Annotated in this window: 26 protein-coding genes and 1 tRNA gene; 11 read left to right on the plus strand and 16 right to left on the minus strand. The window is 63.1% G+C overall.

The features are described from left to right. Window positions 1–125 precede the first annotated feature (125 nt). From ML540_RS10890 to ML540_RS10900, 3 genes are all read right to left on the minus strand, one after another. Entirely contained in the window at window positions 126–1,469 is a 1,344-nt protein-coding gene (locus ML540_RS10890; RefSeq protein WP_243360916.1) for a DnaA ATPase domain-containing protein, read from the minus strand. Window positions 1,470–1,995: 526 nt separating this feature from the next. Beyond that, on the minus strand, window positions 1,996–3,018 hold the full coding sequence (locus ML540_RS10895) for a glycosyltransferase (RefSeq protein ID WP_243360918.1): 1,023 nt from the start codon (window positions 3,016–3,018) through the stop codon (window positions 1,996–1,998). 37 nt (window positions 3,019–3,055) lie between these two features. After that, window positions 3,056–3,715, minus strand: coding sequence for a nitrite/sulfite reductase domain-containing protein (locus ML540_RS10900; RefSeq protein ID WP_243360920.1), 660 nt, complete (start codon window positions 3,713–3,715; stop codon window positions 3,056–3,058). A 181-nt stretch (window positions 3,716–3,896) separates the two neighbouring features. On the opposite strand from ML540_RS10900, the gene ML540_RS10905 reads away from it, so the two are divergent. Together ML540_RS10905 and ML540_RS10910 are read left to right on the plus strand one after the other, a co-directional pair. Further along, window positions 3,897–5,633, plus strand: a complete 1,737-nt coding sequence (locus ML540_RS10905; RefSeq protein ID WP_243360922.1) for a bacteriohemerythrin — start codon at window positions 3,897–3,899, stop codon at window positions 5,631–5,633. A 274-nt stretch (window positions 5,634–5,907) separates the two neighbouring features. Further along, window positions 5,908–6,360, plus strand: a complete 453-nt coding sequence (locus tag ML540_RS10910; protein WP_243360924.1) for an SRPBCC family protein — start codon at window positions 5,908–5,910, stop codon at window positions 6,358–6,360. Between the two features lie 27 nt (window positions 6,361–6,387). On the opposite strand, the gene thyX is transcribed toward ML540_RS10910, so the two are convergent. The 6 genes from thyX to ML540_RS10940 all read right to left on the minus strand — a co-directional run bounded on the left by thyX (window position 6,388) and on the right by ML540_RS10940 (window position 10,672). Next, entirely contained in the window at window positions 6,388–7,110 is a 723-nt protein-coding gene (gene thyX / locus ML540_RS10915) for an FAD-dependent thymidylate synthase (protein WP_243360925.1), read from the minus strand. A 131-nt stretch (window positions 7,111–7,241) separates the two neighbouring features. Continuing rightward, window positions 7,242–8,204: a Holliday junction branch migration DNA helicase RuvB gene (gene ruvB / locus ML540_RS10920; RefSeq protein WP_243360928.1), complete on the minus strand. Its 963-nt coding sequence runs from the start codon at window positions 8,202–8,204 to the stop codon at window positions 7,242–7,244. Then, a complete protein-coding gene (gene ruvA / locus ML540_RS10925) occupies window positions 8,201–8,809 on the minus strand; it encodes a Holliday junction branch migration protein RuvA (RefSeq protein WP_243360930.1) in 609 nt (202 codons plus the stop codon). The genes ruvB and ruvA overlap by 4 nt, the downstream gene beginning before the upstream one ends. Beyond that, window positions 8,806–9,306 carry a crossover junction endodeoxyribonuclease RuvC gene (gene ruvC / locus ML540_RS10930; RefSeq protein ID WP_243360933.1) on the minus strand — a complete coding sequence of 167 codons (501 nt, stop codon included), beginning with the start codon at window positions 9,304–9,306 and terminating at the stop codon, window positions 8,806–8,808. Before ruvC ends, ruvA begins: the two co-directional genes overlap by 4 nt. A gap of 7 nt (window positions 9,307–9,313) precedes the next feature. After that, the gene (locus ML540_RS10935; protein WP_243360935.1) at window positions 9,314–10,060 is read right to left on the minus strand and encodes a YebC/PmpR family DNA-binding transcriptional regulator; all 747 of its coding nucleotides are present in this window, start codon (window positions 10,058–10,060) and stop codon (window positions 9,314–9,316) included. Then, window positions 10,061–10,672 (minus strand): RlmE family RNA methyltransferase, encoded by a 612-nt coding sequence (locus tag ML540_RS10940; protein WP_243360938.1) that lies wholly within the window; start codon window positions 10,670–10,672, stop codon window positions 10,061–10,063. It abuts the gene before it with no gap. A 40-nt stretch (window positions 10,673–10,712) separates the two neighbouring features. Between ML540_RS10940 and ML540_RS10945 the strand changes: the two genes are divergently transcribed. The 4 genes from ML540_RS10945 to ML540_RS10960 all read left to right on the plus strand — a co-directional run bounded on the left by ML540_RS10945 (window position 10,713) and on the right by ML540_RS10960 (window position 14,153). Beyond that, window positions 10,713–12,182 (plus strand): glycosyltransferase family protein, encoded by a 1,470-nt coding sequence (locus ML540_RS10945; RefSeq protein WP_243360940.1) that lies wholly within the window; start codon window positions 10,713–10,715, stop codon window positions 12,180–12,182. 38 nt (window positions 12,183–12,220) lie between these two features. Next, window positions 12,221–12,296: transfer RNA gene (locus tag ML540_RS10950), tRNA-Ala, on the plus strand. Between the two features lie 781 nt (window positions 12,297–13,077). Further along, window positions 13,078–13,560, plus strand: a complete 483-nt coding sequence (locus ML540_RS10955) for a hypothetical protein (protein ID WP_243360942.1) — start codon at window positions 13,078–13,080, stop codon at window positions 13,558–13,560. Window positions 13,561–13,844: 284 nt separating this feature from the next. Continuing rightward, on the plus strand, window positions 13,845–14,153 hold the full coding sequence (locus tag ML540_RS10960; RefSeq protein ID WP_243360944.1) for a hypothetical protein: 309 nt from the start codon (window positions 13,845–13,847) through the stop codon (window positions 14,151–14,153). 32 nt (window positions 14,154–14,185) lie between these two features. On the opposite strand, the gene ML540_RS10965 is transcribed toward ML540_RS10960, so the two are convergent. Continuing rightward, window positions 14,186–14,794, minus strand: coding sequence for a hypothetical protein (locus tag ML540_RS10965; RefSeq protein WP_341482649.1), 609 nt, complete (start codon window positions 14,792–14,794; stop codon window positions 14,186–14,188). Window positions 14,795–14,805: 11 nt separating this feature from the next. Between ML540_RS10965 and ML540_RS10970 the strand changes: the two genes are divergently transcribed. The 3 genes from ML540_RS10970 (at window position 14,806) to ML540_RS10980 (ending at window position 17,862) form a co-directional block, all read left to right on the plus strand. Then, complete coding sequence (locus ML540_RS10970; protein ID WP_341482650.1) at window positions 14,806–15,309, plus strand: DNA-methyltransferase; 504 nt, start codon at window positions 14,806–14,808, stop codon at window positions 15,307–15,309. 280 nt (window positions 15,310–15,589) lie between these two features. Continuing rightward, on the plus strand, window positions 15,590–17,548 hold the full coding sequence (locus ML540_RS10975) for a PAS domain-containing hybrid sensor histidine kinase/response regulator (protein WP_243360948.1): 1,959 nt from the start codon (window positions 15,590–15,592) through the stop codon (window positions 17,546–17,548). Between the two features lie 32 nt (window positions 17,549–17,580). After that, window positions 17,581–17,862, plus strand: a complete 282-nt coding sequence (locus tag ML540_RS10980; protein ID WP_243360950.1) for a DUF3467 domain-containing protein — start codon at window positions 17,581–17,583, stop codon at window positions 17,860–17,862. Here ML540_RS10980 and ML540_RS10985 read toward each other — a convergent pair. Then, entirely contained in the window at window positions 17,843–18,523 is a 681-nt protein-coding gene (locus ML540_RS10985; protein ID WP_243360952.1) for a TVP38/TMEM64 family protein, read from the minus strand. The two genes, ML540_RS10980 and ML540_RS10985, sit on opposite strands and share 20 nt — an antisense overlap. Before the next feature lie 63 nt (window positions 18,524–18,586). On the opposite strand from ML540_RS10985, the gene ML540_RS10990 reads away from it, so the two are divergent. Next, on the plus strand, window positions 18,587–19,612 hold the full coding sequence (locus ML540_RS10990) for a tetratricopeptide repeat protein (RefSeq protein ID WP_243360954.1): 1,026 nt from the start codon (window positions 18,587–18,589) through the stop codon (window positions 19,610–19,612). Between the two features lie 115 nt (window positions 19,613–19,727). Here the strand turns inward: ML540_RS10990 and ML540_RS10995 are convergent, their stop codons facing one another. Then, window positions 19,728–20,213 (minus strand): Crp/Fnr family transcriptional regulator, encoded by a 486-nt coding sequence (locus ML540_RS10995; RefSeq protein ID WP_243360956.1) that lies wholly within the window; start codon window positions 20,211–20,213, stop codon window positions 19,728–19,730. 235 nt (window positions 20,214–20,448) lie between these two features. Here ML540_RS10995 and ML540_RS11000 point away from each other — a divergent pair, with 235 nt between their 5' ends. Next, a complete protein-coding gene (locus tag ML540_RS11000) occupies window positions 20,449–21,354 on the plus strand; it encodes a DMT family transporter (RefSeq protein ID WP_243360958.1) in 906 nt (301 codons plus the stop codon). On the opposite strand, the gene ML540_RS11005 is transcribed toward ML540_RS11000, so the two are convergent. The 4 genes from ML540_RS11005 to ML540_RS11020 are packed head-to-tail and all read right to left on the minus strand — an operon-like array spanning window position 21,351 to window position 24,986. Further along, entirely contained in the window at window positions 21,351–22,484 is a 1,134-nt protein-coding gene (locus ML540_RS11005; protein WP_243360960.1) for an ABC transporter permease, read from the minus strand. The two genes, ML540_RS11000 and ML540_RS11005, sit on opposite strands and share 4 nt — an antisense overlap. Then, entirely contained in the window at window positions 22,481–23,404 is a 924-nt protein-coding gene (locus tag ML540_RS11010; RefSeq protein WP_243360962.1) for an ABC transporter ATP-binding protein, read from the minus strand. The genes ML540_RS11005 and ML540_RS11010 overlap by 4 nt, the downstream gene beginning before the upstream one ends. Next, window positions 23,401–24,375, minus strand: a complete 975-nt coding sequence (locus ML540_RS11015; RefSeq protein WP_243360964.1) for an HlyD family secretion protein — start codon at window positions 24,373–24,375, stop codon at window positions 23,401–23,403. The genes ML540_RS11010 and ML540_RS11015 overlap by 4 nt, the downstream gene beginning before the upstream one ends. Next, the gene (locus ML540_RS11020; protein WP_243360966.1) at window positions 24,372–24,986 is read right to left on the minus strand and encodes a TetR/AcrR family transcriptional regulator; all 615 of its coding nucleotides are present in this window, start codon (window positions 24,984–24,986) and stop codon (window positions 24,372–24,374) included. Before ML540_RS11020 ends, ML540_RS11015 begins: the two co-directional genes overlap by 4 nt. Between the last annotated feature and the right edge of the window lie 118 nt (window positions 24,987–25,104).

The raw sequence follows: 25,104 nt of genomic DNA on the forward strand, positions 1-25,104 counted from the left end.
CTCCGGGACGCCCCGGTTCACCGGTCCGGGGCACGCCCAGTCGGCAACGCAGCCTCCCGGGGCAGCGCGGATCATTTCGTCGTTGATTTGCGCGAGACGGATGCCGCGGCCCGGGGGGCCGCGCCCTAATGCACCATGCGTTCGATGGCGGTTTCGATCTGGCGTCCGAGCGGGGTCTGCAGGGAGAGCTGGCGTTCCACGGCGGTGATGCCCTTGACCACGGTGGAATGGCGGCGGTTGAAGCGCCCGCCGATGTCCTGGAGGGACAGCTCCGTGTGCTTGCGGGCCAGGAAGAAGGCCGTGTTCCTGGCCAGCACGTGCTGGCGCTTGCGGCTTTTGGAGGCTAGGTGCTCGGGCTTGATGTCGTAGACGCTGCAGACGTGTTCCACGATCTGGTCGATGCCCACCGGGATATCCTCGATGTCGTAGTTCCTGAGCACTTCCCAGGCCATTTCCAAGGATATGCCCTGCCCCAGCACGCGCGCCTTGAGGGCCAGGTTCTGCAGGCAAGACTCCAGTTGGCGGATGTCGGTGGTGATGCGCTCCGCCAGGAGGCCGGCCACCTCGCCGGGCAAAAGCACCTGATGGCTCCTGGCCTTGCGGTCGAGTATGTTGAGGCGGGTCTTGAAGTCGGGCTGCTCGATGGTGGCCATGAATCCGGCGCAGAGCCTGGAGGCGAGCTGGTTGTCCAGGCCGGTGAGTTCCTTGGGAAGGAACGAGCTGGTGAACACCACCCGGCATCCCCTGGACTGGAGCGCGCTCAGGGTATTGAGCAGTTCGTCCTGGAGCTTCAGCTTGCCCTGGAAGAAGTGGATGTCCTCGAGGATGAGGATGTCCACGTCCTCTCGGAAGCGGGCCTTGAAACGTTCCATGTCCCGGGTCTTGATGGCCAGGATCAGCCGGGAGGAGAACTCCTCGGCGGTGAGGTAGACCAGTTTCGGCTTGGCGGCCCGCTCGCCGCCCATGAGCAGATTGCCCATGGCCTGGCTCAGATGGGTCTTGCCCAGGCCGGGGCCGGAGCTGATGAACAGCTGGCTTGCCGGCAGCGACTCCCGGCAGAGCCCCAGGGAGGCTTCATAGGCCAGGGCGTTGGAGGGACCCACCACGAATTGGTCGAAGGAGAAGCGGAAGAGATTGCCCGACTCGTCGTCGGGACGGGCGGCCGACTTGCGGACGGCCCTGGCGGCGCAGGCCGGAGCGGCGCTTTTCCTGGCTGATTCTCCGGAAGCCGCGGGGGTGGCGGTGACGCTCACGCGGGGGGCCTGCCCCATGACCTGGGCGGCGGCTTCGGAAATATTGGAAAGGAGCCTGTCCCTCACCCAGGCGGCTACGAATTCGTTGGGAGCATGAAGGAGTATGCCGCCGTCCTTGAAGGAGGCGGTCAGAGGCTTGATCCAGACTTGATAGAGACCAGGATTCAGGCTGCTTTCGAGTATGCGTTGGATGTGGTTCCAGGTCGGGTTCGTCATGAAAAGCGTGATGCGTCAGGGGCGTGTTTTTCTCAACCCGGATGAGAGCCCCGATCCGGGTGGCCGGCCGAGTTATTATCCCAAACGTAACCTCTTGTGATAATTGAAGAGACAGGAAAACGACGATCAGGTGTCAGCCGGTGCCGGGCACCCCGGAAACGCCGGGTCGCAAGGGATTCCACTGGAAAGAGCCATTTTTTATCAACACCCACTATAAAAGTTTTCCACAGCCATAATTCTTGATTTTGCCGGATTGCGAAAGAATGATTTCCTTTCCTAGTAGGAAGGACTTGGTTTACCCGCTGTTTTCCTTGATTTGCCGCCCTGGACGGGCATCCGCGACTTGTCCAGTCTTTTCTGGATAACGTGCAGACTTATTTCAATACCTCATTATCACAGGATTAATTTTGAAATTATGTTTGAAACAAATTCTTCACGCGAAGCAACAATGGGGGATTCCCCCATACGGATTTCTGGAGTTTCCAGGAGTTTTGGACGATTTCCGGTGTCGATACGGCACAAATCCTCATCCTGCCTGGATATACGCCCGCCCTGCGCGATACCCCCGGGAATTAAGGAACGCCGCCACGTGCTCGGCCGCTCCCGGCGTCGAGACGTACGACACCACGAACGCCTCGCCCGGGGGCGGGACGTCGCGATGGTGCAATACCGGCCTCCCCTGGTGGACCTGGCCGATCTTGCGAGGGTCGATGTCCAGATAGGCCCTGATGCGCACGCCGTGCGAACACAGATGCTCCGCCCTGCGCCGCGTGACCCGGCCCGCCCCCACCACGATCACTTCAGGATGATGCGGATTGTTGGCCGCGAGCCAACCGGCCAGGTATCCGGCCTTCAAGGCGTGGAACGCCTCCAGCGAATACCGGGGATCGGTGCGCGACAGGCGTCCGGGCGGGTCGTTCCAGGTCAAAAGGGTCTGGGGCAGCTTGGCGAACCGGGCTCCTGCGTTGAGCCAGCGCAGCCAGAGTTCGTAATCCTCGGGATACGGCCCCTGGCGGTACCCGCCCAGGCGCGCGAATGCGGACGCCCGGAACATGACCGACGGATGCGCCAGGGGCGCGTCCCGAAACGCGCCCAGCGCCATGGCCTCATGGCTCTCGAGGGTGTTGATCCATCCCACGTGACGGGCGTATCCGGCCGATACGGCCGGATCTCCCCCGAAGCGGACCCGGCAGCCCACCACGTCCGTCAGGGGGCTGGCCTCAAGATGTTCCGCCTGGAGGCGCAGCCGCTCGGGCTCGCAGGCGTCGTCAGCGTCCATGCGGGCCAGATAGCGCCCGCGCGACCGTTGCGCCGCCAGATTCAGCGCCCCCGCGATGCCCAGGCGTCCGGCGGCGATAGCCCTGATCCTGGCGTCGCGCCCGGCATACTCCTCAAGGACCGCAAGCGTGAGGCCCCCGTCGTCGGAAGCGTCGTCAACGGCCAGAATTTCGAAATCGGCGAAGGTCTGGGCGAGCAGGCTCTCCAGAGCCTGGGGCAGATGGTCCGCCGCGTTGCGGACCGGAAGCAGAACGGAGATGAGCGGAGTCATACGGAAAAGGCCGCCCCCGAAGGAGCGGCCCGAATCCTCACAGCACGGCGGCCTTGACGGCGTCGATGCCCACCCGCTCAACGAAGCGGGCGCAACGTTCCTTTTTCTTGGCGTTGTCCCGGTAGTATTCCAGGAGCTTCCTCACCAGGGCCACCACCTGGTCCTTGTCCAGGTCCTCGGCCACCACGTCTCCCACCCGGGGCTTGTTGCCCGGATGGCCACCGAAGGCCACGGTGAAACCGTTCTTCTTGCCGATCACGCCCATGTCCCGCACCAGCGAACTGGCACAGCACAGCGGGCAACCGGACACGCCCATCTTCACCTTGGCGGGCAGTTCCATGCCCACGTAAAGCTTCTCAAGCTCCAGGCCCAGGCCCAGGGAGTCCTGCACGCCGAACTTGCACACGCTGGTGCCGGGGCAGGCCTGCACGAAGTGCACGCACAGCTCGATGGCCTGCCCTACCAGGGTGCCCAGGTCCGCCCAGATGTCCTCCACCTGCTCGGCCTTCACCCCGACCAGGGCGATGCGCTGGCCCGAGGTAATCTTGACAATGGGGATGGAATACTTCTTCACTACAGTATTGAGGGCGTCGAGCACCTCGGGGGTGATCAGCCCCACGGGGGTGCGAGGAACTATCGCCCAAGTCTGGCCGTCGCGCTGCAGGATTGCGCCGCGCGGTGTATCCGTAGAATTCATATTTAACTCCAAGGTAGTTTTTATCCCTAAAAAGGGACTTCTTGATAACAAGCGGAAAGTCTGAGATCAAGCGTGCTGCGGCAGGTGTGTGACGCAGGTTATCACAATTGTAAATACCCAAGCCTTGCAGACCTGCAGGGCTCGTATTAGAGATATTTCAAATTCTACCCAGGAAGTACTCATGTCCGTCAAATCTTGTCTTTTCGCGCTGTTGGGGGCGTCGGGCGCGCTCTCGACCACGGCCGCCATCCTGTCCTTGGGGTCGGGTGCGGCGCCCGCATGGGTAGTGACTCTCGCGGCGCTGGCGACACTGATGTCGTTGGCGGCCTTCGCCTTCATGGTGGCTGCCCCCCTCGCCCGCCTGGCGGAGATGGCCCGTCTGGCCGCCAAGGGGGAACTTTCGGCCAAGGACGATTCCGCCGGGCCCTTCGAATTCAGCGCCCTTTCCACCGCCCTGATCGAACTCTCGGATTGCCTCAGGCAGGCCGTCAAGGCCGAGGCCGACAGCAAGGCGTCCTTCGAGGCGTCCCTCAGGACCTGCGACGATGCCGTTCTCCAGGCCCAGGAGGCGTCGCGCCTGGCCGAAGAATCCCGCGCCGAAAACCTGCTCGCGGCCTCCACCAAGCTTGAGGCCGTGGTGGAGCGCATCATGACCTCGGCCGGCGCGCTCTCCAACCAGATGGAACGCATCTCCGAAGGGGCCGACCTCCAGAAGATGCGCATGAATGAAACCTCCATGGCCATGGAGGAGATGAACCTGGCCATCGCGGACATCTCGCGCAGTTCTTCCGACGCCTCCGTGAGCGTGCAGGGCTCCAAGGACCAGGCCGGTTCCAGCGCCGCCATCGCCGGAGAGGCCATCGCCGCCATCGCCAAGGTCACGGAGGCCACCTCCGTGCTCAAGCAGAACATGGGCAGCCTCGGCGACCAGGCCAAGAGCATCGACCGTATCATCAACGTCATCGACGACATCGCCGACCAGACCAACCTGCTGGCCCTGAATGCGGCCATCGAGGCCGCCCGAGCCGGCGAGGCCGGACGCGGCTTCGCGGTCGTGGCCGACGAGGTGCGCAAGCTGGCCGAAAAGACCATGACCGCCACCAAGGAGGTCGGGGACTCCATCACCGCCATCCAGAACGCCATCCACCAGAACGTGCAGCAGATGGACATGGCGGTCGTCCGCGCGGACGAAGCCTCGCTCATGGCCCAGCGATCGGGGGAATCGGCTGAAGAGATCCTGCGCCACACCGAGGACAACACCACCAAGATCCACTCCATCGCCGCCGCCTCCGAAGAGCAGTCCGCCACTTCGGCCCACATCAACAAGGCCATCGAGGAAGTGGACCACGTGGCCACGGAAATCGCCGACGGCATCCACGACTCGGCCCACGCCGTGCTTGAGCTTTCGGAACTCTCCCGGGAACTCTCCGTACTCATCGCCGACCTCAAGAGCGGCATGCAGGCGGGCATCCTCATGCCCTGGACCAGCGACCTCGCCACCGGCGTCAAGATCATCGACGAGCAGCACCACAAGCTGGTTGACATCATCAACCACCTCTACGCCGCCATGAAGTCGGGCCAGGGCAAGAGCGCGCTGGAAAAGATCCTGGACGAACTGGCCGGCTACACCGTCCACCATTTCGGCATCGAGGAGAAATACTTCGACCAGTTCAAGTTCACCGAAACCACCCAGCACAAGAAAGCCCACGAGCACCTTAAGGCCCAGGTGGTGGACTACATCGGGAAATTCAAGGCCGGACAGGCGGGAATGTCCATGGACATCATGAACTTCCTCAAGGACTGGCTGGTGGACCACATCTGCAAGACGGACAAGCGCTACGTAAAGACCTTCCTGGACAACGGACTGGAGCGCACCCCGGGCGTGCACGTGGCGGGCGTGAAGGCGTTGGGGAGGTAGGAAAGAGGCAGAAGAGCAAGATGCCTCCGGCGGCCAAAGGAACTTCGTTCCTTTGGAATCCTTTATAGCTCCGCGTCGATCGATGTGAAACGCAACAGAGACGAGAAAAGGCGGGAAGCGCGCAAAGCCGCGCGTCCCGCCTTGTTATTGACGTTTGCCCTTCCCCAATTTCATGCCTCTTGATAGGTAACGATAAAGATATTCGTGGTGCATGCGCAAAACATGATGGGACAATGGCTGGAACCGTTCACCAAGCCAGTATGGGAGGCCACCGATGGACACCTATTCCATTCGCCATGAAATCGGGATCAAGACACCGCCTGGAGCCGTTTACCAGGCATTGACGGATACAAAGAAACTCGCCGGATGGTGGACTTCCGATACCCGCGGCGAGGGATCACGGGTCGGGGGCGTACTTGAGTTCTGGTTCGGAGAGTATTGCAAGAAGTTTGCGGTCGTCGAGCTCCAACAGGACACGCTCGTCCGGTGGAAGGCTCTTAAAAATGACGCCCCAGATGAGTGGGACGAGACTGAGATAGCCTTTTCCTTAAGAGCCGGTGAAAAGCAGTGTTACGTCCACTTCAGCCATTCGGGCTGGCGCAGGGATGATGGAATGCTTCCACACTGCTCGACGAAATGGGCGGTTTTCCTGTTGAGTCTCAAGGACCTTCTGGAAAAGGGCGTGGGGCATCCAGCACCCAACGACGTGCAAGTCAATCACGACTGAACGGGAAGTGGCTTTCGAGGCGCCGCCCTAGCGCAGCGGATACTTTCCGCAGGTGAACTTCTCGCCCTCGGGGCAGTAGCCCAAGCGTTCGCAACGGGCACCGGCCACGGCGAACACTTCGGGCAGGGTCAGGCGGCACAGGGAAAGCATCTTGTCGGCCAGGGCGCGGATCTCCCACTGGGCACGCGTGCAGCAGCGCTGCTCGAAGAAATTGAACAGCGCCCGGCAGTTCATGGTGGTCACGATGCGCGTCTCGGCCGCCTGGGGAAGCACGAAACGCGCGTCTTCCTTGGCCTTGTCCTTGCGCCCGTTTTCTTCAAGTATCGCTTTAATGTCTCGATAGGCCGCGCCCACCTCTTCCATGAACGCCTCGAAGCGGGCCTTGGCCGGGGGGATCTTGGCGATGGCCGGGGGCAATACGTAGTCGAACTGGGAGGCGTCCACATAGCGCTGGGACTGCTGGGAATAGCTAGCGATGCGGTGGCGCACCAACTGGTGGGTGAGCGCGCGCGACACACCCTCGACGGCGAAGGTGAAGCTCACGTGCTCGATGGGGCTCACGTGGCCGGATTCGAGCACCTTGGCCACGAACTCGGCCTGCTTGGCGCGCGGGATCTCCCCGGCCAGGAGCCGCGGCCACATGTCCGCCACGAAGCCCGCATGGTAGCACTGGCGAAACGCCGCATAGATGACGGAGAGGGGTTCCGGGGTGAAGGCCAGCAGCGCAACATCAAGCTTCTTCGCGGGCATTGATTCGCCTCTATGATCACCGGCTTGGCCGGGCTACGGTCAACAGATTTACGTCGCCCCCCTATGCTGGATTCCAAAGGGGACGAAGTCCCTTTGGCCGCCGGAGGCTTCCCCTGCCCCTCATCACACTTCTACCCCAGGGAATGGGTCTTGAGGTGCTGGTAGGCCTTAGCCGTGGCCACGCGCCCGCGCGGGGTGCGTTTGATGAGTCCGCACTGGATCAGATACGGCTCGTAAATATCTTCCAGGGTGCGCACTTCCTCGGAGCAGGCCACGGCCAGGGTCTTCACCCCTACTGGCCCGCCGCCGAACTGCTCCACCAGGCAGGAGAGTATCTTGCGGTCCATCTGGTCCAGGCCGTGCGGGTCCACGTCCATGCGCCCGAGCGCCTCATGGGCCAGCTCCCGGTCGATGACCTCGCTTGATCGCACCACGGCGAAATCGCGCACCCGTCGCAAGAGCCGGCCCGCGATGCGCGGCGTGCCCCGGGAGCGCTTGCCGATCTCAAACGCGGCCTCGGGAGTGAGCTTGGCCCCGAGTATCTTCGAAGCCCGGGTGACGATGGTGGAGAGCTCCTGGGCCGAGTAGAAATCCAGGCGGAAGATCACCCCGAAGCGGTCGCGAAGCGGCGAGGTGAGCAGGCCGATGCGGGTGGTGGCCCCCACCAGGGTGAATGGCTCCAGGTCGATCTTCACCGTGCGCGCGCCGGGTCCCTGGCCAATGATGAGGTCCAGCTTGAAGTCTTCCATGGCCGGATAGAGGATTTCCTCCACGGCCGGAGGCATGCGGTGGATCTCGTCGATGAAGAGGATGTCGTGGCGGCCCAGGTTGGTGAGGATGGCTGCCAGGTCGCCGCCGCGCTCCATCACAGGCCCCGAGGTGGTGACCAGGTTCACGCCCAGCTCGGAAGACATGATCTGGGCCAGGGTGGTCTTGCCTAGGCCGGGGGGGCCGTAGAAAAGCGTGTGGTCCAGGGCCTTGCCCCGTTCCGTGGCCGAGGAAAGGTACACCTGCAGGTTGGCGCGCAGGTCGTCCTGGCCGATGAAGTCGGACAGGCGGCTTGGGCGGATGGTGTCGTCGGCGGGCTTGGTCATGCTTTGGCGGCCGCGATCTTCTTCAGGCACGCGCGGATGGCCTGGGCCACATCCAGGTCCGGTTCGGCTTCAAGCGCCTCGCGCAGGATGGGTCCGGCCTGGGACTCGTTGTACCCCAAGTTGGTGAGGGCCGCCAGGGCGTCGCGGAAGACGCTCCCCGCAGGAGTCTGGGCGGCGTGGACCGGCGAATGGCCGGACACGCCATCCAGGGCGTACTTGAGTTCCAGGATCATGCGCTGGGCGCTTTTCTTGCCGATGCCCGGCACCTGGGACAGGGCGGCGACGTCCTCGCGGGCGGCGATCAGCGCCAGGTCGTTCACGCCGTAGCTGGAGAGCATGGCCAGGGCGGTCTTGGGGCCGAGCTTGGGGATGCCGATGAGCGCCCGGAAGGCCTGGCGCTCCTCGCCGGAAGCGAACCCGAACAGGCGGGTGCCGTCCTCGCCGGTCTGGGCGTGGACGTACAGGGAAGCTTCCTCGCCCTTGCCCGGCAGGTTGGCCGCCGTGGGTGTGGACACGGTCAGCTCGTAGCCCACGCCCGAGGGCGTGAGGACGAGGCAGCCCTTGTCGGACTTCTCCAGCAGTTCCCCGCGCAGATAGGCGATCATGGCTCCCCTGAGAGGCGCTTGAAGCGCCTCTGATTCAGATGGCACACGGCCACGGCGAGCGCGTCCGAAGCGTCGGTGGCCAGCGGTTTTCGGCATCCCAGCACCTGCGCGACCATGAAGGCCACCTGCGATTTTTCCGCCCGGCCAACGCCCACCAGGCTCTTTTTCACCACCGAGGGCTCGTAGGCGTGCACGCGAAGGCCCGCCACCGAGCAGCAGGCCATGGCCGCGCCACGCGCCTGCCCGAGCTTCAGTGCCGAGGACGGATTCTTGGACACGAACACGTCTTCCATGGCGGCCTCGACGGGCTTGTGAATGGCCAGAAGCCCGGCCAGGGCCTCGAAGATGGCACCCAGGCGCACGTCCATGTCTCCCAGGCGCTCCACGCGGATGACTCCGGCGTCCACCAGGGACAGGACGCCCGACTCTTCACGGACGATGCCCCAGCCGGTGTTGCGCGATCCGGGGTCGAGCCCGAGCACCACGAGGGAGGCCACGCTCCCCCTACCCCATCTCCGCCATCAGGGCCTCGGGCAGCTCGAAGTTGGAGTGAGTCTGCTGCACGTCGTCATAGTCGTCCAGGGCGTCCATGAGCTTCATGAGCTTGCGGCCGGTCTCGGCGTCCACGTCCACGGTGTTCTTGGGCAGCATGGAGATCTCGGCGGAGAGAAGCTCCATCCCGGCATCCTCGAGGGCCTGGCGCACGGCTTCGAAATCCTCGGGGGCGGTGTTGACCTCCCAGGTGTCGCCCTGGTCCAGGATGTCCTCGGCCCCGGCCTCCAGTGCGGCCTCCATGACCTTGTCCTCGGCGTACTTGGCCTTGTCCAGCTCGATGACGCCCTTCTTGTCGAACATCCAGCCCACGCATCCGGCCTCGCCCAACTGGCCGCCGTTTTTGCTCATGATGGCGCGCACGTCAGCCACGGTGCGGTTGCGGTTGTCCGTGGCGGCCTCGATGAGGATGGCCACGCCGCCGGGGCCGTAGCCCTCATAGGTGATCTCGTCGATGTTGCCGCCGGCCAGCTCGCCGGTGCCCTTCTTGACGGCCGTGTCGATCTTGTCCTTGGGCAGGTTCACCGCCTTGGCGGCCGCGATGGCCGAACGCAGGCGGGCGTTGGTGATCGGATCGCCGCCGCCGGCCTTGGCCGCCAGCATGATTTCCTTGGTGACCTTGGTGAAAACCTTGCCTTTCTTGGCGTCCTGGGCGCCCTTGCGCACCTGGATGTTCTTCCATTTCGAATGTCCAGCCATCTACTCCTCCGGATATGTCTGAAGGCCGCGAAAGCCGAGGCCCACGATGAACAGTTCGAAGCTCTCCGACCGGGAGCTTTTGGGTTTGGCGGTCTTGACCTTTTCAAAGGCCCCGCGCATGGAATCCATGAACGGTTTGACGTCCGGCCCCATGAAGACCTTGGCGATGAAGTGGCCGCCGTGTATCAGGCAAGTCCCTGCGAGGGCAAGGGCCTGCTCCACAAGCTCAAGCGACCGGGCCTGATCGGTGATGCGCGCGCCCGTGGTCCTGGGGGCCATGTCGCTGATCACCAGGTGGAAGGGTTTCATGGACTCGAGAAGCTCCCGGAACTCCGGGCCGGGCTCCAGGGCGTCGGCCACCAGGAAGGTGACGTTCTCGGGAAAGGGAGTGTCCGTGGGGTTTATGTCCACGCCCACCACCCGCCCCGAGGGGCCGACCTTCTTGGCGGCGTAGAGCGTCCAGGAGCCGGGTGTGGCTCCCAGGTCCAGCACCTTCTGGCCGGGCTTGAACAGCTTGAAGTTCGAATCCATTTCCTGGAGCTTGTAGATGGAGCGGGCTGGGTAGTTCTCCTGCTTGGCGCGCTTGAAGTAATGATCCTGAATTTTTTTCATGGCCCCTCCGGCCCGGACCTGTAACAAAGGCCCCTTGCACATGCCAAGCCCCCCGAAGCGGCTGCGCCTCATGGACGAACTGGGCAGCCCGAAGACCCTCATGGCCGGCCATGACATCGTCATGCTCGCCCAAAGCCCGGACTGGCTCATCCTGGGCCTGGGGCCGGACCCGGCGGCCCTGGCGGCGGAACTCCCCACGAATGCGCGGGTCGAGTACCTGGAATGCCCGGCCTTTTTCGAGCAGGCAGGCGAGGATTGGCGGGCGGCCATCCCGGCCGCCTGGGGCAGGACGGAGAGCTTCGACCCGCACCGCGAGCGTAACATTATAATGTATGGCTCGGCCATGCAGCTCTTTCCTTCCTTCTGGGGGCCGGTGGCGGCCACGCTCGCCCTGCCCCGCCCGGCGGAGCGCGCGCCCGGGGCGGGCAAGACCGCCCTGGTCCCGGCGGAAGAGTCGCGGCTCATCGCCTCCGAGGCCGCCCGCGCCTTGCGGGATGAAGGTTTCCAAGTGCGCGCGGTCGGTCCCGATGACCTGATCCCGGTGCTTGAGGAGTCCCGCCCGGACCTTTTTCTCTCGGTCAACTTCGCCGGCCTCGATCCCTACGGCGCGGCCCAGGCCGTGCTGGAGCGGGCCGGAGTGCCGGTTGCGGTCTGGTGCGTGGACAACCCGTTCCACTCCTTGTCCGGCGTCAAGACCAACGCCTGGAAAAATATCCATCTGTTCGTCACCGACGGCTGGTTCGTGGAACCGCTCGAGCGCTACGGGGCAAAGTCCGTCCGCCACCTGCCGCTGGCGGCCAACCCGGATTTCTTCAAGGCCGTCCCGGACAGGCCGGGGCTTCAGGACAAGCTCCTGTTCGTGGGACGCAGCGAATTCCCGGACAAGAAAGCCTTCTTCGCCGGGCTGACGGTACCGGAGGACGCCTGGGCCGAGGCTCTGGCCATGCTGCAGGGCGGCGAGCGGCCGGATTTCGGCTGGTGGGCCTCACGGCTCGGAACCGGGTGCCTGTGGCCGGGTCGCGAGGCCCGCAGGGCCGGTTTCGGAGCGGAGCAGTCCGGCCAGGCCTGGCGTTCCATGGTCATCCGGGAGGCGGCGCAAGGGGGCGGACTGGTGGTCTGCGGCGACGATGCCTGGCGCGGGCTCGTGGACGCGCCCTTCATCCTGCTCCCTCCGGTGGACTACTACGGCCCCTTGGCGGGCATGTACGCCTCGGCGCGATTCGTGCTCGGGGCCGTGAGCCCGCTTCTTCCCCACGGCCTCACCCAGCGCCACTTCGACGTCTGGGCGGCCGGGGGGTGCCTGCTCACGGACGACACGCCGGGACTTAGCATATTCCCGGAGGAGCTGACGCGTCCGGTCACATACCGGACCGCCCAGGCAATACCGGCCCTGGCCCGGAGCCTCGAGCGCGAGAGGGCGGGGCTCATCGCGTCCTGGCGGGAGCTTGTCGCGAGCGAGCACACCTACGGCCATAGAATTCGTTCCATCCTGGAGCAGATCACCTCTTGACCTGAAAAGCATGAACGAATAATGTCCGCGTTTCCCGAGGGGGCGTAGCTCAGCTGGGAGAGCGCAGCGTTCGCAACGCTGAGGTCGTGAGTTCGATCCTCATCGCCTCCACCAAGAATAAGAAGGGGTTACGGCAAACAAGGCCGTGACCCCTTTGTCTTTTCCTACCCTATTCCTACCCAGCAAGAAAAACCGAGGGTCAGCCCGGTCGCCTGTTCGGACCTATTCCAAGGGCATTTGGGGCGCGGCTTGTAGAAATTTAGACGTGCTTTGGATTTCCCAATTTTTTCCTTCAAATTGCCTGAATGCGTGAAGAGCTATGCGCGCGGTCCCGGGCGCGTTCCCTCTCGACTTTTGCCCCCCCCGGGGTGAACCACCCCTAAGGACAGGCGTAGCTTTCCTTTTTGTTGCCTCCATAACCGAAAACGGGGTATCCACTTAGAAATCTAGTTTGATGTGGACTAATTCAATCAACAAGCTACCTCTATTTTTCCCAGGTAATGCCCACATGATTAATTCAATGAAATATTATATATTTCGCCTATTCCAAGTTTGTTTTTCATTATTCACCGGATATTGCATCACTCGTGAATTATTTATTTTTTCAAAAATTTCGAAAAATTTCGAAATAAAGTATTTTAAAAAAATAATACTTGTTACACTGCTATCCATAATAACAACAATCTTGTCACAGCTGATATCTATATACATTAAATTTCAACCATATAATGTTCATAAAACTATTTATGTTATTCATTCGTTATCAGTGATATTTATTGCAATTTTATGCATTGTCCAAGCAATTCGCTATTCCATTAGACTACGATTTGAAGTTGCAGCCATCTGCATCCTGCCCATCGCTGTGTCATTTTTTATTATAATCGAACATTGCGGAATGAATGAACGTGAATTTAATTTTTATGTAAAAGCTGGACACGACATAGTGTGGCAATTTGTTGAAAACGAATTTACTCATATAGTGCAAGAAACTAAGCAAGAAGACAATCAACCCGTATTCGTTCGTGTGCTTAATTTTGGAGCTGGTGACTGCAGTGAACACTCACTTATATACGATGAAAGTGATGAACTTGCCAACAACAAAGGGCTCCACTTAAAATATTGGCTTGACAAACGTAATAAACAGGTGGAGTACTGGAATAGTATAGAACCAAAGCCAAATTATAACCCAAATAGGGTACGAATGTATAAAATTAAAGCTGAAAAATTCAAAGATCACTTTTACATGGTATACGTGGACTATTGCAGTCATCCAGGATTTGATATAGAATTCAACAATAACTCTTATGAAATCACTCAAGGGATGTGTAGCGCCATAGAGCATCCCGTTTACGAGTCATGCCCTGATCAAGGGCAATAAACGGTACATTCAAAAGGCTCATGCGCTCCATCCTGGGACCTGAATCAGGCTGTGAGCCCGGTTAAAACCCTACCCTCTTGCCCATGCACGCGTAGCTTTTTACGTGCTCCGGGTCATAATTCGGATTCTTGCCCAACCGGAAGGGCCAGCACGGGCAAGACTGGTGGTGTTCGTAGGGTTTGAATGCATCGCAACCGGCGCGCCACCGGGGAGGCAATCTTGGCACCGGGCCTTGATGATCCTCACCAGGGACTGGGCAAAGGACTTTTGGGAGGAGTTTAACAATGCCTGACAAGCTCTTGACGGCCCGCGAGGTTCAAACCCTTTTGAGCCTCGTTTCCCCTCGGGCCGCTTCGGCCTTGATGGACGAATGGGGTTTGCCGTTCATCCATCTTGGCCTTGGCCGGGGGCGCGGTCGACGCTGGTGGCGGTCAGTGGTCCTGGCCGCCATCAAGGAGCGGGAACGAGGAGCCCCGAAGGCCCGGCCGAGGCTCCCCAAGCCGGACAAGCAAGATGATTTTTGGAGCTTGAGCACGGCGGAAGCCTATGAGAGGATTCACGGGAAATCCCTAAAGGCAGCGCTTGCCGAGTAGGCTCCGACGCTTGCCCTCGAAAATCGGGTTTCTCATCTCATTTCCATGGCGGTCCTCCGGGGCCAGGAGTGAAGGATGTTCGTGCTCCCATTGACCTGCTTGAAGTGGTAGGCAATCCACCCGTTCGGTTGGAGTTCCACGTGGTCCGCATTTCTCCACCCCGAAAGCCAGGCCACCCCCCAGCCCAGCGTATGCCCAAGTGGCTTGTGAACCCGGAAAAGCTCGTCTCGGGTCCAACCAGCGACAAGCAGGGCCTCCAGGTGTTCGAGGAGCCAAGGGCGGGCGGCTTTGAAGTTTTCCACCAGGTCCGGGGTCATCCACTTGCGGCGGCGGGAGGGCTCACGTGGTTGCTCCTCCCGCACGCGTACAAGTGTCCGCTCGGTGTCGCCTCGAAGCTCCGCCATGATCTCGGTTTTATGGGCACGGGCCACCTCTAGGACGCGGACGGCGGTTGCCAGATCCAGTCGGTCCAGACCCGCGAGCCTCACCTTGCCATCCACCAAGGAGATGGAGGCCCCCATGGACTTGATGACGAGGGCGGCGTACACTAGGCCGCACGCTAGGCCGATCCGGCCAACAAGTACCAAAGCACGGGGACGAAGCGGACCTACCCTCCCATGCTCGGCGATCTCAAGGACCACGCTCTTTCACCATGTGGGCCACTCTCTGGCTTGGGGAGTGCTGGCGGCTAGCCAAGCCGGGCGCGCCCTGCTTGGTCTTCTCCGACTGGTGGCAGCTCCCGGCCATGACCGACGCCATCCAGGCGGCCGGGTGGGCCTGGAAAGGCATAGTGATCTGGCACAAGCCGAGCGCCCGCCCCATGCTCGGGTCCTTCCGCCGGGACACGGAATTCGTGATCCATGCGGTCAAGGGGCAAGCGAAGACGCATACCCGGCAATGCTTCCCGGGCGTGTTCAAGCACGCGGTGAACACCGCCCAGAAGGTCCACCTCACAGGCAAGCCGGTGGCCCTCGTGAAGGACCTCCTGGCCGTGACCCCGGCGGGGGCACATGTGCTTGATCCGTTCATGGGAGGAGGCACCACCGCCCTGGCCTGCCTAGAGACGGGTAGGCGCTTCACGGGGGTAGAACTATCGGCCGAATACGCCACCCTCGCCGCCGGGCGAATCCGCGCGGCCGAGGAGACGTTAAAATAGAGAGGAAGGCTGACGGGGCGGCGTGCCGAATTCGGCGCAAATCAGTGCCAAATCCCGCGCCGCCTTACAGCCTCCCCTTTACCCCACTGCCCCCAGATTCGCGCTTCCCCTGGGCATGTCATGCATTCGCCTCTTCCGGCTTGCCTATCAAGAGAATCACCGTCCATGCGGCTGGACCGTAACCGTCCGCCATGGTAGCACCTCTCATACTTCTAAGTTTCTCATGGCGAAGCCGTTCACAAACCGTGTTCGGACCGGATATTTCATAGGACAGGCGGATATGCTCTCACCTTTGCAGGGGTTCCCCGTCGAATTCCAGGTATTGGCGCAGAAGGCGCCGGTATCCATCATGTTCATCGATTGCCGGGGGGTGATCTGTTTCGTCAACGACTGGCACCTCGCGCATTTCGCGCGCGGCCTGCACGAGCGGGGCTATTTTCTCGGCAAGTCCCTCTTCGCCCTTCCCGGCATAGTCTCCTCGGGCGTGAGCGAATCCCTCAAGCCGGCCCTCGACGGCCAGGATGTCCTCCTGGAGAAAGTGTTCACACAGGAATTCAGCGGAGGCCAGTCAGGCTACCAGACCATCCGGGCCACCGGAATCACGTCGGGCAGCAAGGCCGGAGGGGCGGTGGTCATCCGCGAGGACGTGACGCCCTGGGTCAACATGGAAAAGCACTTCCGCGAAGAGCACGTGCGCCTGCGGGAACTCCTCAACGCCACTCAGGATTCGGCCGTGCTCATGGACGTCAACGGGCGGTTCATGGCCCTGAACAACGAGGCAGCGCGGCGCAGGGGAGTCAGCCCCGACGAACTCCTCGGCAAGAGCATCTACAAGCACCTGGAGCCGGACGTCGCCCAGTACCGCCGGGCAATGGCCGAAAAGGTGCTGTCCTCGGGCAAGCCGGTGGAATACGAGGAAGAGACCTCGAAGCGCACCTACTGGGTGAGCATCTATCCCATCGCGGACGCCCAGGGCGACATTACCCACCTGGGCTCCTTCTCCAAGGACATCACCGAGCGCAAGCACATGGAGCGGGCCCTCATCCAGGCCAAGCAGCGCGCGGAGGCGTCATTCCTGGCCAAGACGCAGTTCCTGGCCAACCTGAGCCACGAGCTGCGCACGCCCCTGAACGGCATTTTGGGGGCGGCCCAGCTGGCCGAGGACGAAGCCCTCTCCGAGGAACAGCGCGAGTTGTGGGGCATCGTCAACGAATCGGGCGAACGGCTCCTGCGGGCCATCAATTCGCTTCTGGACCTGGCGGACATCTCCTCCCACGCGCTCCAGCCCGCCATGCGCCCCTTCCAGCCGCGCAGGACCTTGGCCTCGGTGGTGCGCAGCTTCGAGGTGAGGGCCCGGCTCAAGGGCATCGAGCTGACGGCCGAGGTGGACGACAACGTGCCCAGGACCCTGAACGGCGACGAGTTCCGCCTGCGCCAGATCCTGGCCAACCTGGTGTCCAACGCCATACACTCCACGTCCCAGGGCGAGGTGCTCGTGAGCGTGGAGGTGCTCTCCGACGAGGAGTTGCGCAGGCGGGGGCTCATCACCTGCTATGGGGCCATGAGCCTCGTCTTCACGGTGGAGGACACGGGCGTGGGCATCAGGGCGGACAAGCTCCCGGACATTTTCGAGAGCTTCACCCTGGCCGAGGACCCTCTGACCAAGTCCCGCAGCGGCGCCGGGGTGGGCCTGTCCATCGCCAAGAACCTGGCGGAGCTGCTCGGCGGAAGGATCTGGGCTGAGAGTTCGCCCGGAGAAGGCAGCAGATTCCAATTCACGGCCTCCTTCTGGCCGGGCCAGGAGGAGGAGCACGCGTCCGCTCCGCCGCTGGCCGCCGTTCCGGAGGCCGAGGGAATCCGCATCCTGGTAGTCGAGGACGAGCACATCAATATGACCACGGCGCTCATGATGCTCAAGCGCATGGGCTACCACGCCCACGGAGCGGCCGACGGCCAGGAGGGCCTCAAGGCGCTCATGAACGGCAGCTTCGACGTGGTGCTCATGGACGTGCAGATGCCGGTCATGGACGGCATCACGGCCACCCGCCTCATCCGGGAGGGAGAACTGCCCGGGGTGGACCGCCGCATCCCCATCGTCGCCCTCACGGTCTACTCCACCGCCAAGGACCGTTTCCGGTTCATCAAGGCAGGAATGGACGACCTCGTGCCCAAGCCCTTCGACGCCCAGGCCCTGTCTGAAGCCATCCAGCGCGCCCTGCGCAAGCGGACCGTCGCCTGAGGCGCCGCCCCCCATCATCCACGGAGTGAGCCATGTCCGAGCAACAGGTCCAGATGCAGATTCCCGCCGACATCGAATACGTCTACCGTGATTTCTTTACCGTCTTCGCTGGCCCCGACGACGTGGTCCTGGAATTCGGCAACGTGAACCGGTCCGTGCCCAACCAGGTAAGGATCGCCAACCGCATCGTGCTCACCCCGGCCAACGCCTTGCGCCTACGCGAAATCCTCGACCGCACCATTGCCGAGATGCAGCGCCGTTTGTCCCAGGCCCGCTCCACCCAGGAGGGTGGGCTCAGCGGCGGAAACGCTTAAGCGCCCATTTCGCGGCCAGCGGAAACACAGCCAGCAGCGCGAACGCTCCGAGCAGGCCGGGGGACAGCACGTCCTTCACGCTCTCGATACGCCCGAGTTCCGTGCCCGCGTTCACGAACACTGCCGTGCCCGGGAGCATCCCCAACTGCGATGCCCAGTAGAAAGTCTTGAGCGGCATGGTCGTAAGCCCCATGCACAGGTTGATGAGAAAGAACGGAAACACCGGAACCAGGCGCAGGGAAACCAGATACCACACGCCCTCCTTGGCCAGGCCGGAGTCGATACGGTCCAGGGTGGGCTTGAAGCGCGAGCGCACGGCGTCGCGCAGCACGAAGCGCGACAGCGCGCAGGCCAGGGTCGCTCCCATGCTCGACGCGAAGGACACCGTGACCAGGCCGGCCCAGAATCCGAACACGGCGCTGCCCACCAGGCTGAGCGCCGCCGCCCCCGGCAGGTTCATGGCGGCCATGAGCACGTACAGCAGGAAGTATCCCGCCAGCATGGCCAGAGGCCGCTGCCCGTAAAGGTCCTGCAGGTAGGCCCGGGAAGCCTTGAGCGTCTGCAGGTCCAGATAGCGGGGACCGTCCAGCCAGAAAAACAACGCCGCCAGACCCGCCACGCCCCCCGCCAGGACCACCTTCTTCAGCACCGTGCGGTTCATTCTCGCTCCTGGAAACAGACCGTCTTTCTTGCCACTTACCGCATGCGGTGCTAGTCGGGAAGGATGAAATTCGATCCCGCCTCCCTGGCGGTCGCCCTCATCAATTCGGACGGCGTTCAGCAAAGCAAGGACCGCCAGGCCCTCTCCAAGCTCGGGTTCGGCGGCGTCCACGTCTTTGCCGGGGTCGGCGAGGCCCGGAAGTTCATGGGGGAGGTTCCCGTTCAGCTGATACTGGTGGGAGACAAGGCGGGCCAGCTTTCCGGCGTCGAATGCCTCAAGGACCTCAAGCGGCAGGAGAACCTCAAGCAGACGGCCGTCGTCATGATCTCCTCGGACGGCAGGCGCGAGCACGTGCTGAAAGCGGTCTCCGCCGGATGCGGCGGCTATGTGCTGCGCCCGTACATCCTGGCCACCTTCGCCAAGCACCTCAAGGCGGCCTGGGAAAGCTCCAGACCGGACGAAAAGAGCCTGGAGCAGGTGCAGAAAGGCCTGACTCTGGCCTTCACCGGCCAATTCAGCGAAGCCGTGCAGGAACTGGGAGCCGCGGCAGGACAGGAGAACGACGCGCTGGAGTGGTTCAATAAAGGACTCGAGCACCTGCGCAAGCAGGAATACGGCCAGGCCATCTCCTGCTTCAACACGGCCCTGGCGGTGAACGCCCTCTTCGCCGAGGCATACCGGGGGCTCGCCTACGCCCACAAGGGGCTCGGCGACATGGAGAAGCATCTCGAATTTCTGAAAAAGTCCGCGGAGATCCTGGCCATGCAGGACAAGCTCCAGGAGCTCAAGGAGCTCTACGTGGAGATCCTCTCCCACGATCCCGAGGCGGTGAACCCCTACAACACCCTGGGCGTGCGCCTGCGCCGTTCAGGCGATCTCTCGGGGGCCCTGCACGCCTATACCAGGGCGCTCGACCTGACTCCAACCGACGAAAACCTGCATTACAACATCGCCAAGGCCTACATCCATGCGGCCAAGAAGGATAAGGCCGCCGAGCACCTCCGCAAGGCGCTCGAGATCAAGCCGGACTTCGTCGAGGCCTCGGAAATGCTCGCCTCGCTCGAACCGAAGGACACAGGAAAGCCCTGAGCGCGCCCGGCAAGAATCGGCTTCCCCTGACTCCGCACGGTGGCCCGGCCGTCCAGGCTGTCCCCTTCACTTCTCCAGGAAATCAGGTCCCTTTACCCGGACACGCCAGGCGGGATCATTCCTCGACCTCAGATTCGCGCTGCACGAACAGGTCGCGTTCCGGGACTCTGAAACGCCTGTCGCAGGCCAGCCGCCCCGTGACCATCCTGAGCCGCGCGCTCATCTCGCAGGCCAGCGCACCCATGAGCTTCATGCCGAGCCTCGGGTGGTTGTTCACGATCATGTCGAATGCCTCCCGGCGCAGGATCAGCAGTGTCACAGGAGTCTGGGCGATGATGGAGGCGGACCTCGGTTCGCGGTCCAGCAAAGCCTGCTCGCCCACCGCGTGCCCTTTGTGGATGTCGCACACCAGGGCGGATCCCCCGTCGGGCGCGCCCTTCACCACCGACACCACCCCTCGCAGCAGTATCCCCGTGAAAGTGCCCGGATCTCCCTCCTCGAACAGGAAATCCCCGGGATACAAACTCTGATATGTCATGAACCCGGACAAGAGGCACAACTCGTCCCAGGTGAAATGTTTGGCGAATGCGGTGTGATCCAAATGGGTTGCCTTAGCCAAGGCCTCCCGTGGAATCTTCGTTTCGGTTCTGGTTCTGTCCATACTTAAATAGTATGCAATGTGCGGACCAGGAGTCAAACACGTTTCTTGATCTCCCCGCCACGTTGCGTGTATTGCCACCGCTCGGCTGGCTTCCAGCCGGAATCCATGCCTGTCGATGCGCAAGGCCCGTACCGTCCGCCACGGAAGGACGGCACGCCTTGCCGGGGGAGCGTCCATGTCTTCGAGAACCGGCCGGAGCCTCACGTCGCTCAAAGCCGACCTGCTGCTCACCACCACCGCCCTCATCTGGGGCTTGGCCTTCGTGGCCCAGCGCGTGGGCGCGGACCATGTCGGCCCGTTCGTCTTCAACGGCGTGCGCTTCGCCCTGGGGGCCGCCGCCCTGCTTCCTCTTGCCGCGCGCTCCAAGCAAGCCATGCGCCCGGCCCCCGGTATGTACGCCAACCCTGTGTTGGGCTGCCTTTGCGCCGGGATCGTACTTACCTTGGGGGCCAGCCTCCAGCAGATCGGCCTGCAGTACACCACCGCGGGCAAGGCCGGGTTCATCACCTGCCTGTACGTGATCCTGGTGCCGCTCTTCGCCGTGTTCTGGGGCAAGCGCACGCCGCTTGGCACCTGGATGGGAGCCGCCGTGGCGGTCGCGGGCATGTACCTCTTGAGCGTGACGGAGGATTTCAGCGTCAACCGGGGCGACGTGCTGGAACTCATCGGCGCGGTGTTCTGGGCCGGGCACGTGCTGGTGGCCTCCTGGTTCGCCCCGCGCATGAACCCCATCCATCTGGCCGTGGGACAGTACGCGGTCTGCTCCGGCCTGAGCCTGGCCATCGCCGTGGCAGGCGGCGAATCCTTCGCCTGGGAGGGACTCTCGGCCGCGGCCGTGCCCATCCTCTACGGCGGGCTTCTCTCGGTGGGCGTGGCCTATACGCTGCAACTGGTGGCCCAGCGCGACGCCAATCCCTCCCATGCGGCCATCATCCTGAGCCTGGAGTCGGTGTTCGCAGCCCTGGCGGGCTGGGTGCTGATCGGAGAGGAGCTGCCCCTGCGCGGGATAGCCGGATGCGCCCTGATGCTGGCCGGGATGCTTCTGTCGGAGTTGTGGCCGATGCTCAGGAAGAACGCCTAATCCAGCGTCTGCCGGTAGCGCTTCACAGCGACCACCATCATCACCGCCAGAAAAAGCGCCATGGGCCACAGTTCCGGGGCGATGTCCGTGAAGCCGTTGCCCTTGAGCACGATTCCCCGCACCACCCGCAGGTAGTGCGTCAGCGGCAGCACCGACCCCACCCACTGCGCCCAGTTCGGCATGCCCTGGAACGGGAACATGAACCCGGACAGCAGTATGGACGGCAGGAAGAAGAAGAACGCCATCTGCATGGCCTGGAGCTGGTTCTGGGCCACGGTGGAGAAGGTGATCCCCACGGCCAGGTTGGCGGCGATGAACAGGATCGACACACACAAAAGAAGCGGCAGGCTCCCCAGGATGGGCACCCCGAAGATCACCTTGGCCGCGATGATGATCAAAAGCATCTGGATGTAACCCACCACGATATAGGGGATGATCTTGCCGATCATCACCTCGAAGGGCCGCACGGGCGTGCACAGCAGGTTTTCCATGGTGCCGCGCTCGCGCTCGCGGGTAATGGCCAGGGCGGTGATGATGACCATGGTCATGGTGAGCACCACCCCCATGAGCCCGGGCACGATGTTGTACTTGGTCTGGATTTCCGGGTTGTAGAGCCGCTGCACGCGCAGGTCCACCGGGCCGGGCTGGGCGCGCAGGGAAAGAAGCGGCCCGATGAGGTCGCGGGAGAGGCTCTGGCTGAAAATGGTGTCCAGGGCGGCCAAGGCGAAACCGGAGGCCGTGGGGTCGGCTGCGTCGGCCTCCACCAGGGCTGTCGGGCGGTCGCCGCGAGCGATCAAGCGGCCGAAATCCTGGGGGATGGTGAGCACGAAGAGCACCTCGCCCCGGTCCAGCAGGCGTTTGGCCTCGGATTCCTTGGAAATGACGTTGGTGATGCGGTAGTACAGGCTGTTCTGCATGGCCGCGACCACGGTGCGGGAGAATTCCGAGTCGTCGTTGTTCAGGACGGCCAGGGGCAGGTTCTGCGGGTTGGAGTTGATGGCGAACCCGAAGAGGATCAACTGCATGAGCGGGATGCCGATCATCATGGCGAAGGTCACGCGGTCACGGCGCATCTGCACGAATTCCTTGACCACCATGGCCCAGAAGCGGCGCGGCGAGAAGAGGTTCATTTCCGGCCTCCGGCGAGAGACTCGTTCATGAGGCTGATGAACACCTCCTCCAGGCTGGTGGCCACCACGCGGAAGCTCTGGGGGCCGGCTGCGTAGGGTTCGAGGCTGGCCGAGAGGAGCGCCGGATCAGGTCCGGAGACGTGCAGGGTGTTGCCGAAATGGGCCACCTGCTCCACTCCCGGAAGTGTCTTCAGCGTCCGGGCCAGCTCGTAGAGCCCCGGCCCCGAGACCTCCCAGGTGGCCAGGCCGCGCCCGGTCACCACATCTTCCACAGTGCCCTTGGTGAGCAGGTCGCCGTAGGCGATGTAGGCTAGGCGGTGACAGCGCTCGGCCTCGTCCATGTAGTGGGTGGAGATGAGCGCGGTGAGCCCCTGCCCGGCCAGCTCGTGCACCTCGTCCCAGAAGTCGCGCCGGGCCTTGGGGTCCACACCGGCGGTGGGTTCGTCCAGGAGCAGCAGCTCGGGGCCGTGGATGAGGCTGGCCGCCAGGGCCAGGCGCTGCTTCCAGCCGCCGGAGAGCGTCTGGGCCAGCTGGTCGGCGTAGGGGCCGAGGCTCATGCGCTCGATCATTTCGGAGACCGTGCGGGCGCGGTTCTCCACGCCGTAGACCCGGGCCATGAAGTCCAGATTCTCGCGCACGGAGAGGTCGCCGTAGAGGCTGAAGCGCTGGGCCATGTAACCCACGCGGGTCTTGATGCGCGCGGCCTCGGTGATCACGTCCATGCCGAGGCAGGTGCCGCTGCCGGAATCAGGCTTGAGCAGGCCGCAGAGCATGCGGATGAACGTGGTCTTGCCCGATCCGTTGGGCCCGAGAAAGCCGTAGATTTCACCCTGCTCCACCTTGAGCGAAAGGTTGTTCACCACCACCTTGCCGTCGAAGGACTTGGTGATGCCGGTGACGTCAATGGCCGGGCGGTTCACGAATTGGATCCTTTGGGGGCGTTCTGGGGCAGGACGTCCACGGGCTGGCCGGGCTTGAGGGCCTGGGCCGTCTGGGCATCGAAGCGCGCCTCCACCATGAACACCAGCTTGGCCCGGAAATCCTGGCTGTAGATCACCGGCGGGGTGTATTCGGCCTGGGGGAAGATGAAGCTCACCGTGCCGGTGAACGGCTTGGGGCAGCCGTCGCAGCGCACGGTGACGGGCTGTCCCACGGACACCTTGCCCAGATCGGTCTCGGGGATGAAGAAGCGCACCTTCACGTTGGCCGGGGGCAGAAGCTTCACCACCGGGCTGCCCGCCTGCACCCATTCTCCCTTGTAGTGGATCAGGTCGAACACCTGGGCGTCCAGGGTGGAGTTCTGGAGCTTCTGGTCCAGGTACCAGCGGGCCTGGTCCAGGTCGGCCTGGGCGGATCGCGCCTGGGCCTGCGCCGCCAGAATCTGGTCGATGCGCGAGCCGAGCTTGCCGGTGGCCAGCTGGGCTCTGAAATCGGCCAGGCCGCCCTTGGCGTTCAGATACGCCGTGCGGGACTGGTCGTATTCCTCCCTGGCCACGGCTCCTGTGGCGAGAAGCGCCGCGCGGCGGTCCATCTCCAGCTTGTTCAGGGCCAACTGGGCCTCGGACTGGGCGATCCGCGCGAGAATCTGGTCGATCTCCTCGGGACGCAGGCCCTTTTTCAGGTCATTGACCGTGTCCTGGGCCTTCTTGAGATTGGCCTCGGCCCGGTCCACGCTCTGCTGCTCCAGATCGTGCTCCAGGGTGAAGAGCGGGTCGCCGGGGCGCACCCGCGATCCGCGCGCGACCGGCAGCTCGTCGAGGCGTCCGGCCAGCTGCGAGGCCACGTATACGAACTCGCCCTCGACGTATCCCTGGTAGACCGTCTCGCCCCCCTTGGAGCAGGACCAGGCCGACAGGCAGAGGGCCACGACCAGCAGTGCGCGAATCTTCATGCTTCCTCCCGGGCGGCGGCGGTGAGTAACCCGCCGAGAAATCCGGCCATGTCCATGACTCCGATGTCCGCCACGCGGGTGAGGGAGGCGGGAAGTTGGCTGGCGAAACGTTTGCGGACCGGTTCGGTCAGGCTGGTGAAAACCAGCGGCCCAACCAGCGAGAAATGCGTGAGCACCGGATCGAGCCCGGTTCGCGCCACCAGTCCCGCCACCGTGCGGATGATCCTGGACCACTGTGAGAGCACCTGCGGCGGCATGCTCTTGCCCTGGGAGGCCAGCTCCCAGGCCATGATGCGCGGCAGGCGCGGGTCCTTGGCGAAGAGCCCGGCCACCGCGTTGAGGATGCCCTTGAGCTTTTCCAGGGCGGCCCCGTCCGAGGCGTCCACCTGCTCCACGGCCGTGGCCAGGCGGTCGAACTGTCGCATGACCACAAGCTCGTACAGGCGGGCCTTGTCGCCCACCCGGTAGTAGAGCATGGCCTTGTTGATTCCCGCCGCCTTGGCGATGGCCTCCACCCGCGCCCCGGCGAAGCCGTGCTCGGCGAACACGGTGGCGGCGGCGTCCAGGATGGCCTCCTCGGGGCTTTCTGTCGAAGTGATTGCGTTCTCCATATCTACCGGACGGTTTAACCATCTGGTTAAAAAGTGTCAACCGACCTGACACCGGTAGGCCACCTCATCCTGAACCAAGGGCACCCCGAGGATTGAGGCGATCAGGTGAGACCGAGCA

It is taken from the genome of Fundidesulfovibrio terrae (assembly GCF_022808915.1).
In the GTDB taxonomy this organism is placed as follows: Bacteria; Desulfobacterota; Desulfovibrionia; order Desulfovibrionales; family Desulfovibrionaceae; genus Fundidesulfovibrio; species Fundidesulfovibrio terrae.

Coding starts and splice junctions, on each gene's coding strand:
- ML540_RS10900 (WP_243360920.1), bottom strand. CDS start 3,715: ATGAATTCTACGGATACACCGCGCGGCGCAATCCTGCAGCGCGACGGC.
- ML540_RS11015 (WP_243360964.1), bottom strand. CDS start 24,375: ATGAAGATTCGCGCACTGCTGGTCGTGGCCCTCTGCCTGTCGGCCTGG.
- ML540_RS10890 (WP_243360916.1), bottom strand. CDS start 1,469: ATGACGAACCCGACCTGGAACCACATCCAACGCATACTCGAAAGCAGC.
- ML540_RS10960 (WP_243360944.1), top strand. CDS start 13,845: ATGCCTGACAAGCTCTTGACGGCCCGCGAGGTTCAAACCCTTTTGAGC.
- ruvA (WP_243360930.1), bottom strand. CDS start 8,809: ATGATCGCCTATCTGCGCGGGGAACTGCTGGAGAAGTCCGACAAGGGC.
- ML540_RS11020 (WP_243360966.1), bottom strand. CDS start 24,986: ATGGAGAACGCAATCACTTCGACAGAAAGCCCCGAGGAGGCCATCCTG.
- thyX (WP_243360925.1), bottom strand. CDS start 7,110: ATGCCCGCGAAGAAGCTTGATGTTGCGCTGCTGGCCTTCACCCCGGAA.
- ML540_RS10970 (WP_341482650.1), top strand. CDS start 14,806: ATGTGGGCCACTCTCTGGCTTGGGGAGTGCTGGCGGCTAGCCAAGCCG.
- ML540_RS10955 (WP_243360942.1), top strand. CDS start 13,078: ATGAATGAACGTGAATTTAATTTTTATGTAAAAGCTGGACACGACATA.
- ruvB (WP_243360928.1), bottom strand. CDS start 8,204: ATGACCAAGCCCGCCGACGACACCATCCGCCCAAGCCGCCTGTCCGAC.
- ML540_RS11005 (WP_243360960.1), bottom strand. CDS start 22,484: ATGAACCTCTTCTCGCCGCGCCGCTTCTGGGCCATGGTGGTCAAGGAA.
- ML540_RS10945 (WP_243360940.1), top strand. CDS start 10,713: ATGCCAAGCCCCCCGAAGCGGCTGCGCCTCATGGACGAACTGGGCAGC.
- ML540_RS10895 (WP_243360918.1), bottom strand. CDS start 3,018: ATGACTCCGCTCATCTCCGTTCTGCTTCCGGTCCGCAACGCGGCGGAC.
- ML540_RS11000 (WP_243360958.1), top strand. CDS start 20,449: ATGTCTTCGAGAACCGGCCGGAGCCTCACGTCGCTCAAAGCCGACCTG.
- ML540_RS10910 (WP_243360924.1), top strand. CDS start 5,908: ATGGACACCTATTCCATTCGCCATGAAATCGGGATCAAGACACCGCCT.
- ML540_RS10905 (WP_243360922.1), top strand. CDS start 3,897: ATGTCCGTCAAATCTTGTCTTTTCGCGCTGTTGGGGGCGTCGGGCGCG.
- ML540_RS10975 (WP_243360948.1), top strand. CDS start 15,590: ATGCTCTCACCTTTGCAGGGGTTCCCCGTCGAATTCCAGGTATTGGCG.
- ML540_RS10940 (WP_243360938.1), bottom strand. CDS start 10,672: ATGAAAAAAATTCAGGATCATTACTTCAAGCGCGCCAAGCAGGAGAAC.
- ML540_RS10935 (WP_243360935.1), bottom strand. CDS start 10,060: ATGGCTGGACATTCGAAATGGAAGAACATCCAGGTGCGCAAGGGCGCC.
- ML540_RS10990 (WP_243360954.1), top strand. CDS start 18,587: ATGAAATTCGATCCCGCCTCCCTGGCGGTCGCCCTCATCAATTCGGAC.
- ML540_RS10985 (WP_243360952.1), bottom strand. CDS start 18,523: ATGAACCGCACGGTGCTGAAGAAGGTGGTCCTGGCGGGGGGCGTGGCG.
- ML540_RS10980 (WP_243360950.1), top strand. CDS start 17,581: ATGTCCGAGCAACAGGTCCAGATGCAGATTCCCGCCGACATCGAATAC.